Source organism: Candidatus Methylomicrobium oryzae, from assembly GCF_016745425.1.
Taxonomy (GTDB): Bacteria; Pseudomonadota; Gammaproteobacteria; order Methylococcales; family Methylomonadaceae; genus Methylomicrobium; species Methylomicrobium oryzae.
Window position 1 is genome coordinate 120,081 of record NZ_JAERVK010000013.1, and the last position, 11,114, is coordinate 131,194.

General features: G+C 44.7%; 7 protein-coding genes. All 7 read right to left on the reverse strand.

The window, feature by feature from the left end; all coding sequences use genetic code 11:
• Positions 1 to 100: 100 nt before the first annotated feature.
• A complete protein-coding gene (locus tag JJL52_RS15190; RefSeq protein ID WP_236994284.1) occupies positions 101 to 1,516 on the reverse strand; it encodes a phenylacetate--CoA ligase family protein in 1,416 nt (471 codons plus the stop codon).
• Positions 1,470 to 2,699, reverse strand: coding sequence for a glycosyltransferase family 4 protein (locus JJL52_RS15195; protein ID WP_202053337.1), 1,230 nt, complete (start codon positions 2,697 to 2,699; stop codon positions 1,470 to 1,472). Before JJL52_RS15195 ends, JJL52_RS15190 begins: the two co-directional genes overlap by 47 nt.
• 163 nt (positions 2,700 to 2,862) lie before the next feature.
• On the reverse strand, positions 2,863 to 3,804 hold the full coding sequence (locus JJL52_RS15200) for a glycosyltransferase family 2 protein (protein ID WP_202053338.1): 942 nt from the start codon (positions 3,802 to 3,804) through the stop codon (positions 2,863 to 2,865).
• Between the two features lie 3 nt (positions 3,805 to 3,807).
• Positions 3,808 to 5,070, reverse strand: coding sequence for a hypothetical protein (locus JJL52_RS15205; protein ID WP_202053339.1), 1,263 nt, complete (start codon positions 5,068 to 5,070; stop codon positions 3,808 to 3,810).
• A gap of 97 nt (positions 5,071 to 5,167) precedes the next feature.
• Positions 5,168 to 5,812 (reverse strand): hypothetical protein, encoded by a 645-nt coding sequence (locus JJL52_RS15210; protein ID WP_202053340.1) that lies wholly within the window; start codon positions 5,810 to 5,812, stop codon positions 5,168 to 5,170.
• The gene (locus JJL52_RS15215; RefSeq protein WP_202053341.1) at positions 5,812 to 6,702 is read right to left on the reverse strand and encodes an exosortase/archaeosortase family protein; all 891 of its coding nucleotides are present in this window, start codon (positions 6,700 to 6,702) and stop codon (positions 5,812 to 5,814) included. The genes JJL52_RS15210 and JJL52_RS15215 overlap by 1 nt, the downstream gene beginning before the upstream one ends.
• A gap of 348 nt (positions 6,703 to 7,050) precedes the next feature.
• Positions 7,051 to 10,329, reverse strand: a complete 3,279-nt coding sequence (locus JJL52_RS15220; RefSeq protein ID WP_202053342.1) for a VanZ family protein — start codon at positions 10,327 to 10,329, stop codon at positions 7,051 to 7,053.
• Positions 10,330 to 11,114 lie beyond the last annotated feature (785 nt).

Sequence of the window (11,114 nt, forward strand, 5' to 3'; positions counted from 1 at the left end):
TTGTAATTCGCCATGGGATTATATTTGTGGATTGCATAATGTTATATTGAAAAGTTTTTAATAAGGCGGTCGACTTTTCGTTAAATAGAATGCGATTTTGTCAGAATTGAATTTCAACTTTAGAGATGACTTGTCTGGTTTTTCCCGAGATTTCTGAAGGGATATTATTTAAAAATTTTATATCAATTTGACATTTATTGCCGAATCTGGCTTTGAATTTATTCTCGATGCTTTTTTGTCCGATGGAAGTCCAATGCGGGTTTGTATGAATCAGAATCTCGAATTCGTTGATATCGTGCTGAATGATTTTAAACTGTTCGACACCTTCGGTTTCGCGCAGAATATAAATAGCGGCCAACGCATGCACAATAGAGCCGTCTTGATGTACCAGAAAATCAGTACTACGGCCATGTACTTGGCTGATGATAGGTAATCCCCGTCCATCTCGATCGGTCTCGCTGGATAGCGTAGCCATGTCCCCGGTGCGGTAGCGAATGAAAGGTTGAGCCTCCGAGCATAAGCCGGTGACAACGATTTCGCCGGTTTCGCCCAGTTTTACCGGGTTGCCCTGTCCATCAAGCACCTCAACAATATTGCTTTCACTCATCTGTACCATCTGTTGGTGACGGTTTTCGTGACAAATGAATCCGGCGTCGCGGCTGCCGTATTCGTTTGCGACCGGAGCCTGGAATGTTTCTGAAATAAGCGTTCGTTGCTCAGGATAGAGCGGTTCTCCGGTGGTGCAGACGACTTTTAGATTGGGGAGGTTGAGTTTCTTGCCGGTTTGTTGAGCATATTTGCACAATAATGTAAGGCTGCTGGCATAGCCGTAAATGCCTCTGGGCTGGAATTTTTCGATCGCATTCAAATATTCCTTCATTTTTTCAGGCGACATTTGAAAGGCGTTGAGCAGTAATTGGTTGAGCAGGCGGTCGCGTATCGTTTTAATGTGGTCGGTTTTGTTGAGCTCGACTGGCGCGCCCCATAAATAGACTTCCGGTTCGCCTACATTGAATCCGAACCAACGTCGGGCTCGTATTCTGCTGGCTGCATCCGCCGCTTGACGCTGTCTTCCATAGTAAAAAATCAATGGCTGTCCGCTCGAACCGCCCGTGGTGTAACGGTATGCCCCGCCCGGTACCCCATGCCAGACCATTTGATCGCCGTGTTGTTGGGCGTCGATTCGGGTCATCGTCGGGAGTTTGTGTAGATCGTCGGGCGTAATTTTATCGAGATTAAGCCCTGTTTTTTCTATGCGGTGCGCGTGCCAAGGCGAATGTTCTTTCGCTGTTTTTAATAAAGTTTGTAATTTTTGCGTTTGCAGCGCTTCGATTTCACTTCGGGGTAGCCATTGAGTTCTTTCTAATTCTTGTAAATAAGAAAATGTCGGCCGGTTGAGCAGTTTTTCTTGAAGAGGGTAAAGGATGTTTCCAGATATGAAGGGGTTCATTATTTGATAGGAAATTATTTTAAGCTTGAATAAGCCGTTTATAAATTGCTTGCACTTTTTCGGCATGCGTTTCGATGGCAAAGGTTTTCAGTGCGTGCTGGCGCGCATTATTCCCTAGCTTTAAACGTAGCTCATTGTTCTTATAATACCTTTCAATTTGTTCGGCAAACGAGTTTGCCTCTCTCGGCGTGAACAATAGACCGGTTTTCTCGTGCTCTATCATTTCGGCCGCTCCGCCATGATTGGGGCCTATCAGGGGGCGGCCCATTGCCATGCACTCAATAACTACTGTTCCAAGCGGTTCAGGGCTTGTCGACGCTGATACGACGACATCAAGCCCGTTATAAACGGTTTCCATTTTACTCATATGGCCGGTAAATACGATAATGTCGTCGAGTCCTTCGTCGACAACCCGCTGGCGTAGCATTTGTTCGTAAGCTTGGCAGTCATTAGGCGTGCCGCCGACGATAATCATTTTCAGATGCGGAATTTTATTGCGTAACAGTCGTGCTGCGTCAAGGAATAGCTCCTGGCCTTTCCAGGGGATTAACAGGCCGATCAAACCGACCGCGAAATCACTTTTATCGATGCTGTATTGTTTGCGAAATTCGGCGCCATCTGTGTTCAAATTCAGTCTTTCCAATTCAATGCCGTCATAAATCACGTCGATATTTTCAGAAGCCACCTGCAGTTTTTGCTGCATGCTTTTCGAAACCCAATGCGACACCGAAATAAAGCGGTCAGGCAGGGAGAAAGCCCATTTCATGAGTCTGGATCCGTCCTGGTCGCCACGCACGTGACATACGGTTGGGATTTTCAGTAGGCTGCCGACCAATAAAGCCGCCCGGTTGCAGAGAGGCTCGTTATTAGCATGAATCAGATTGACCTTTAAGCGCCATGCAGTCCAGAACAATTGGATAAAAAAAGGTAAAAAATTGAAAAGATCGTCGGTTCTCGCCAGTAATTGGTTGATCGCAAAGCGCAAGCCCGGAACTTGATCGGGCCATTTTGCGGGATCGAGTAACCGATGCGCACCCACAATGTCGATATGCCTGTCCGGAATGTGTTTCCAGATCGCTTCTTGAGCTATTTCCTGATAGTGAGGGCCGGTTCTGCCGGTTACTACGATAGGGATATATTTACTACGGTCCAGATTTCTGACTAAATGCCGAAGGCAAATGATTGCGCCGCCGTAGCCGATGCCGTTTTCAACATAAAGAATTCGTTTAGGAGCAGGCGAAGTGGGCATAGAGCAAATGGTTTATTTGATGGACTCGTTAATAGTGAGCAGTAAATCAATAAAGGCGTCAGGCAAAATTTAGTGTAGTAAAAATACCGTGGAATGGTTTATTTTTTATAAGTGATTTGGAAAAAGCAGTTTTTTACTGGACTCGAGATTAATCGGCCTATACTCATAAATTTTTGATTTTTCTCATTGTCGCTATCATTTGCGGCGAGAGATAACAAAATAGCCAATAAAATAGGGCGCGCTTGTTCGGTTTTTGCCTGAGGCTAGCCGAAAAAGCTTTTCGAGCATTAAATAAGTTTAAGTTGTCAAAATGCCAGTAGCCAAGGCTGGCATAAGCATCAGCAACCAGCCGGGCTGGATTGATCCGTTGCGCTTTCAATTCTTGCGAGGCCGTTTTTTTGATGGATTGCATGACCTTCACTAAATCATCCAGTAAAGCCGCGGTCATCTGGGTGGCATTATTGCCATGCTGCCGGCGCAGCATCAATATTTCGGGAATGCAGGATATAGGATATTTTGTCGCTATTCTGGCCCATAATTCTAAATCCTCGCCGAAACGTATAGTCTGATTAAACAAGCCAGCTTCAATTAGTGTGGTTTTATTCACCAGCACGGTACCGGTCGGGATGAAGTTTTTGGTGACTAACTCAGACAATGCATTGGGAATGGCTTTGCCGTTCAGGTGTTGAAACTTTTCAAGTAAGTTGTGTTTGGCTAGTACGGATTGAGTAATGATCCGGTCTTCATGGTCGATTTCGGTCATGTCTCCGGCAATCAGAGCGAGGCTTGGGTAGGTCTTTAATAAATTAATCTGCTTTTCGATTTTGTCGGTTGTCCACTGGTCGTCAGCGTCCAGAAAAGCAATCCAATCGCCGCCTGCAGCCTTGATTCCGGTATTTCTTGCTGCCGATGGTCCTTGATTTTGCTGTTTGATGTATTTAATTGGACCAGGCAAGTTTACGACAATTTCCGCTGTGGCATCAGTCGAGCCGTCGTCAACGACGATAATTTCCAACACGGGATGTGTTTGCATTAGGATACTGCGGACGGCATCGGCGATAAACTCGGCGCTGTTGTAGGCAGGAATAATGGCGCTGATATTCATTTTTTAATGAAGTTTTTTAGGGCTTGCAATTTGATAAATAAGCCAGCAAGGGATAATCAAACCGCTGATATAAGCGATTGCAGCTAGCTTTGGATGTCGATAATAAAGCCTACTTAAGAAAGGGCCCATTTTAGCAATACCATTAATTTTTTTTACTTTTGGCCAGGTTTTTTTATTGAAATGATTGATGATGTCTTGCTCGGGATTAATCATGGCTTCGGCAAGTTCGGCGGAAGAAAGAAAACGGGGAATAGCCAAATCTTTAGTCAGATTGCTCAATAAAGCGGCTAGTCCTTCCAAAGAGGATCTCGATTCTTCTTCGCTTCGAGTGTAATTATAGCGGTGGGTGGATATGGTAATAGGCAAGGCTTGGCGATATGAGCGTATTGCCTCTAGATATGCGCTTGCGGGTGTATTTTTACCATCGACAGGTTCATACATGACGTTTCTGACAAGATAAATTTGCGACCGGGTATTTTTATCACCGGCTCGAATTAAAGATTTATCTTGGATATATCTTCCATCTCGTGCTCTGCCTACGCATCGATACCCTGCGGTCTGAATCGCTTGAATCGCATGCCGGCTCCATTCGGATTCGACGTCATCGTTCCAAAGGTAGCATGGAGCGACTGCTGTGAGGCTCGGGTAGCCGAACAGGCGGTGAAAGGTTTCGACGGCAATATCAATGATTTCTTTTGCTTTAGCAGCTGGAACCGGAGTCGTTGGTAGTGTGCTGCCGTTTACATAGTGAGCTTGCAGAGGGGAGTCCAGTGATTCCCAGTCCCACCAGTTACTATCCGTACTGGCTTTAGCAATGCGGGAGTCTCCTGCTATGCATAATGTGGCAAATGCTTCGTCGTTTAAATGTTCGAGGCCATGCAGTTGAGGAACTAAAAGGTCATTTTCTACACCGCTCATCATGACTTTATATATTTCCGGGAAATGTCGATCTAATACTTTTCTTGGAAAAAAACTGGCGGGAGCATCTTTAATCGCTTGCGTATCGGGTACTGTTAAAATCACATCGGCAGTCAATACGGCAGAACGATTAACACTGTCTTTATATTTTGCTAAACAATCAAGCAGGTTCTGGAGCCGATTCGCATGAAATTTACCTCCAGGCCCCCAATCATCACTTTCAATCAAAATTGGTGTATCACTGAAGTAGGGTTCATGCCAAGTTTTTATGAATAGCTCCCGTTTCCATATGAAGAGGAAGATGAGCAACACAAGCCAGAATGCCGGTATTATTAATATTAACAACATAACTTTATAATGTCTGCGCGATGCTCTGTTCGCTGTTTTTTGGGTGGGTATTCTGCAAAATCAGATATCAAATCTTATAGTTTTTTTCTGCAATATTTTATTTATTATCGATAACCTGATGTATTGCAATGTTATTCTTAATAATACTTTGTATTGCTTGAGTTAAAATTTTAGCGGCATGGGTTTTTTCAAAAGGGGTCTCTCGTGTGCTGTAGTTGTCTGAAACGTAAAATAAAGTCATTGGCTTTTTAGGACTGATTAAGAGTTTCAGCGTGTCTTTGATTTGGTGCTGGATGGGATTTTCGATAAATTGGCCGTCAGACCAAAGAACATAAGCAGCAAGGCCTGGACTATTAATATTACGCAATACATTAACCGGTATTTTGGTGCCTTCCAATAGTTGAATGTTTTCTTTCTCCATACTATTTCCGTAAGAGAGCGCCAATTCCGGATGATGATAAAGTCGTTTATGATCGAAGGATTTGCCTGCAAATAGACGAATGACGTGGCCATCATCATCCGTGTATATGCGCTCGATCCAGTCATGGCAGTCAAAAGTTTCTTTCCCCCAACTTTCAAGACGCTTCGAAGGATTCGATGAGAATGAATCGAGGATTACAGGTATGCGGTTAACAGAAAAATTATCTTTGGCGGTCAAGCCCATATAGTTATGAATTACGGTGGGAATCAAGGCCACTGTAAATAAAACGATAACAGGTAATGAATAACGGGTAGCAATCATTATTGATGTGGCTCGTTAGCCGGGTTTTGTTGAGGTAGCGGATTCTGGCCCAGCTTGAAAATGATAGGCAATGCCACCATGAAAGTCAGCAGTCCCGAAATTTCATGGGCGGCAGTGGCGAGAACATCCAAACCGATCCATTTGACTAGAAGCGTCAGTATTAAAACTCTGGCAATATTGACTGCAATAGCCAAGGGAGCGGCAATCATTAGCACCAGTATTCGTCTCGAGGGGCTATGACAGAAGTAGGCGGTGAGTATTGCGATGGTAACTGCCGCATAGAGAGTTGAGAAACCGCTGCAGGCATCGGCAACCTGTAAGGTTCCTGTTTCCACTTGAAGTAGGGTTCCTGTTGAATAGACCGGCACGCCGAACGCCTTCAATAACCAGGCGACTGATTTTGTGGCAATTATGCGGAGCGCCATATGAATGGATTCAGTAAGTACAAGAGGAATAGGTAAAGTGAGAATCAAAATGAGGAGAGGAAATAGTACCGCTTTGGTTCGTTCAGTTCCCAGAAACAATAACGCCAGTCCCGGCAGCGACATGAATAAGGCAAAAGCCGACAGTAATTGGGAATTCAATCCCGTATCCAGCATATGAACGATCAAAGCAGGAACCAGGATTGCAAAACCCCAAGGGTTGGATTGTCGAGGTAATTCCTGGCGTTTTTGTAGTTCTCCCCAAACTAGATAAATAACTAATAAGGTAACGAGTATGCCATGGCCATTTTGCCAGACGCTCATTGTCCAGCGTTGCCAGAGCCAGGACATTGTGGGGGCAAACACTAGAATAAATAGAATTGCAGGGGCTGCGATTGGCCACTGGCAGGAGGAAAACCGTTGGGGGAGGGCTTTGGGCGATCCATTCGGCTGGGATGTTGTGTTCATACAGTTCGATCTTGTATTACGAATAAATTCGTGAGGAATTCAATGGAATGTAAGTTTTTTACCAATGAAACTTAATCATTTTTCGCTCGGGAAAAGGTTGAATCGATAGGGACGAAAATGTCGAACTTTGCTTTTTAGCTTCACCTTGTCCTCCTACCTTAAAGTTAAGTGTTTTTAGAGAGATTGAGCCTTCGGCTGAACTCAATCAACAACCGCCATTGCAATTATGCTCGGTGAATGCTTTAACATAACGGCATTGTTATCGTATGGAAGAGAGTGTTATGAAGATGCTCGCTGAACAGTATCAAACAGAATTAGTATAGAGCTAATGTAGCGGATAGTGAAAAGTTATTGTGCTTTGCTCCATATTTGCGGCGTACGCAGCAACGCAAAATATAGCAACAAAAAAAACAAAAGCGTCAACCGTGGCGCGTCAAACGGGCTGTCGACGAATCCAACGACCATGAACCCGCTGAATGAGCTTATTAATATGGCTGCAAACACGGAGTGCTGAGAAGTTTTGCGGCAGCAAGCGTAAATAGCGTTAGCAAACAGCAGGAAAAAGGCGCTAACGCCCAGCCAGCCTTGATCGAATAGCATATGGATCCAAAAATTGAAGATATGCCAGGGATTATGTTTTTCTGTGGCGAAAAACCAAAAATCGGTACCGTGTCTGAAATCTCCATTCGCCAGCAGATTTTTACCTTGGGGATCGAGTAACTGTACATTGTCTATATCGAGCAATCTACCGATTCCGTTTCCGTTATAAAAGGTTAACTGAACAGGCCGCTTCAGAAGGCCGCCTGCTACGTGCTCGCCAACGTCATTGCTATTAAGGGCTAGTTCGATATGTTCCCATTGATTATTACCCGCCGATGAGGAAACAGAGCGGCACCGGAATGAATACTGTATGGACTTTTCACAGAGCGATGTCGATAACGTCAGGTTATCGACATCGCCTCGTAAATCCAGCAACAGGCGATAGGTTGTGTGAGGTTCGATATTCAGGTATTGCCCCAGAAACAAGGCGTCGCCGCCATGTAAGCGCAAAAAATTATTGTTATTTTTTTGGTTGGCGATTTCATAGGTTGCAGGGTGCGTGTTTTCGTTGTTCAGCCAAAAGAAAGTCCGCGGATAACTGCCTAATCCCATGCCGAACAATGACGTTGTGGCATTGTTATCGCGTATATTTAAAGCGTCGCGCCAGTGATGTGCGCGGCTGTCGCGGTCCTGCTCGAGAAGGCTGAAACGGTGCTGAGCCACATCGCCGAGCAGTACAGGCTTGATCATGAAGAAACAAATGGCTGCCATAGGCACAAACAGCAGCGCGCTTGTTGTTATACGTAATTGTTTTCTAAAGCTAATCAGTAAGGCCCCTAGCAATACCAGGAAACCGATGAAAAAACCGATATAACCGCCGCGAGAAAAGGTTACCAATAAGGTGTATAAGGCAATAATGAAAAGTCCAAAGCCTAACAGATTCCTAAGAAAACTGTGGCTGGATCTGGCAAACAAGATCGTGATAAAAGGGAGCGTCATCATCAGAAATGATTCGATATGGCCTCCACCTGCGTGCATGGTCGAGAACAATGAATTGATGCGGTAGTCCGAGGTAAAATCGAACAAGGAAACAAAAGTCAGCCGCTCGAAAACGGCAAAGAGGGATACGCCGGACAAGCCTAACAAGATTCCATAAGCGAAATAATATTCGGCGTCGCGATAACGTCTGATCGTGAGTTGAAATAAAGGCAAGAGCATTAAGCTCCAGATGAAGCCTTTGCCGACGCGCAGGCTATTATAGTGGCTGTAATAATTGTTAAAGGCATTGGCATCTATTGCGGGTAAAGGCCACAGCCCTTTAAATAAACTCGCGCAGTATAACAAGCTAAAGACGGCCAACAATAAAATAGAGGGGAGTGACAGCAGGGAAGGGATACGTCGCTGCGGCTTTTGCCAAAAATAAAACGCTAGCGTCGTCATTATCAGCAAATCGAATTCGTCGAAGAAAAAACGCCCTGTCCACAATGTAAAATCCATTACGGGCAACAATGCGGGAACTACGACTAGCCATGCATAGGGAAAATAGAATAATAAGGCGGTGTAGCCAATTAAAAAAAGCCCCAGCCAGGGTGCGGCAACAGGATAATCAGATAAAGTAATGGCAATGAGACTCCATAATAAAACGGATGCGATACGCCAGGGTTTGGCTATGTCATTTGCTAATTCATTGCGTTTAGCTGGATGTTTCTCGGCAGGTGTTCGTAATTCTTCTCTAGCCTGTTCGATAATTACAGGTTTTGCTGCAGTTTTTTTACGATCAAGCCAGAGCAGAAAGCGGTTTAGCAGCTCATATCCTGCCGCTGCTGCGATAAAGGCAATCCAGACGTCACTGGGGTCGGTATGTTTTCCCGCTAAAAATGACTTACCGATTTCGACGACCAGGGCGAATAAAGCTGCCAATAGGCCGATGTAAACCCAATGTACGCTTTGGTGCTCGCGTTGAGAAGTGGGCTCATAAAATCTAGCCCAGCCCAGCAAGCCTATTGGCATATACATGCCTAAATTACTTAACAGGCTGACTAAAGCGACACCCTCAGAGGTATAGTAGTAATAATAGAAAGGTAAAATTTTGGTTTCTGATAGCTTTATTAAGCCTTGGTTCAGAGTTAACCATTGGCCGGAAAACCAGCTGTTAAGAGTTAAAATCAGTGCTATATAAAGAAGTAGAAGAAATGGTACTGTTCGCCGTAATGTTGGTCCCAATATTGGATAACTGTGCTGTTTCATGTAGGCAGACAGACCGGCACCGAATCCCGTGCCGACCATCCGAGTTACCACTGAAATACCTTGACCGGCACCCGATAATAGGAAGACTTGCGCAACTTCAATAGTGAGACCTAAAAATAAACCTATCAGTACGGCTAAAATGGTTCGATGCGTCAAATACGGCAGATAGCCGATCATTACCCCCAGGGGCAGCAATACCAGGATTTCTGCCAGTAATTTAACCATACAGCGCACAGGGTCTGCGCCGCATGCATCCAGGGATAAAATTAGCGCATCGTTGCTTTGGGCTAATTTTTCATTTAACTCTTCAAAAGAAGTAACAAAATCGAAGGGGAAGAGGCTAAGTAAGATATAAAACAACAAATAAAAAAAGATCGCGGCGTGCACCGAAAAGAAACTGCCGCTCAACAGATGTTTGTATAAATTGGAAAAGTATGTCCCAAAAAATTGCCAGCTAAGTACCCCGATAACCGTTCCCAAGGTTTCGGCAATCAGATCATTTAGAGATACCGTTCGCGGTGGAAAAAACAGCTGGGTAAATTCGATGGCGACGGCCAAGGCAAGACAAAAAACCAAGACGCTAATGGCTAAAGTTGTCCGTAATAAAGGATGGTGGATCCTGCCAAATAAAGCTGACATGCTGTAGGCTAATGGGATATAAAGCAGGATATTGGCTATCCAGTCCGCCCTGGACGCTGCGCCTAGATTCAGATAAGGAATATTTTTGAATCGCCCAATTGCCTTTTCTAATGGTAAGTCATTGAATTCGAGCGGGACCAGGCTGCCATAAATTACAAAGAGCAAATACAGTGCCGTAGCTAATAAAAGAGAACGGCTCATTAGGGTTTTTGATGTATAGAGAAGCCTTGCTGTATAGCAGGCAATCGAATGAAAGATTTCAACATGTTGAAAATTCGTTAAGTAAAAACGGATCTAATCATTTGAGAAGCTTTCTATTGTTTATAACAGCCCATAACAAAAATTAGGTCATATCCAAATCCCAGACTCGGTTGGCGTAAGCAATGGTAAAACCGTGCGGCGGGTAGGATTAAATTTCATGTCCGCAAGTTCTCCGTTGCGTTCGATTGCAGATTATTTTCCTGGCTTCCACGCACCCACGAACGAGTATTTCTGATGTCCTTCGTTGATGTGCCGCAGTCCGAGGCTGGTTTTGGCAAATACATATTCGGCAGAGATAAACTCCTAATTGCGATTGATGGCTTTTGTTATATTTCGTCACCCCGTTGCGCCCATCAACACTACCTTGATGAGCGCGTTATCAGAAAATTGCTTACCTAGTCGATTATCTGATCTTAGTGCGCGAAATCTTAAAATCCATGTGGCTATTCCTCTGCCGGCCTTTTGTTGATCAATTCGGCCGCGCGTACCACCAACATCCTTTTCCAGCCAGTGGTCCGCTATAAGCAGATGTTGAATTGCTGGTTCGACTGTATTAGCGTTTTATCCTCAAGCCAGTGCTTCTACTAATTCGATTTTCGCTTGTGATCATTTTTGGATTCATTACCAGGGGCATTGCCAGGGGCATTGCCAGGGGCATTGCCAGGGGCATTACCAGGGGCATTACCAGGGGCATTACCAGGGGCATTACCAGGGGCATTGCCAGG

Coding starts and splice junctions, on each gene's coding strand:
- JJL52_RS15190 (WP_236994284.1), bottom strand. CDS start 1,516: ATGCCGAAAAAGTGCAAGCAATTTATAAACGGCTTATTCAAGCTTAAA.
- JJL52_RS15195 (WP_202053337.1), bottom strand. CDS start 2,699: ATGCCCACTTCGCCTGCTCCTAAACGAATTCTTTATGTTGAAAACGGC.
- JJL52_RS15200 (WP_202053338.1), bottom strand. CDS start 3,804: ATGAATATCAGCGCCATTATTCCTGCCTACAACAGCGCCGAGTTTATC.
- JJL52_RS15205 (WP_202053339.1), bottom strand. CDS start 5,070: ATGTTGTTAATATTAATAATACCGGCATTCTGGCTTGTGTTGCTCATC.
- JJL52_RS15210 (WP_202053340.1), bottom strand. CDS start 5,812: ATGATTGCTACCCGTTATTCATTACCTGTTATCGTTTTATTTACAGTG.
- JJL52_RS15215 (WP_202053341.1), bottom strand. CDS start 6,702: ATGAACACAACATCCCAGCCGAATGGATCGCCCAAAGCCCTCCCCCAA.
- JJL52_RS15220 (WP_202053342.1), bottom strand. CDS start 10,329: ATGAGCCGTTCTCTTTTATTAGCTACGGCACTGTATTTGCTCTTTGTA.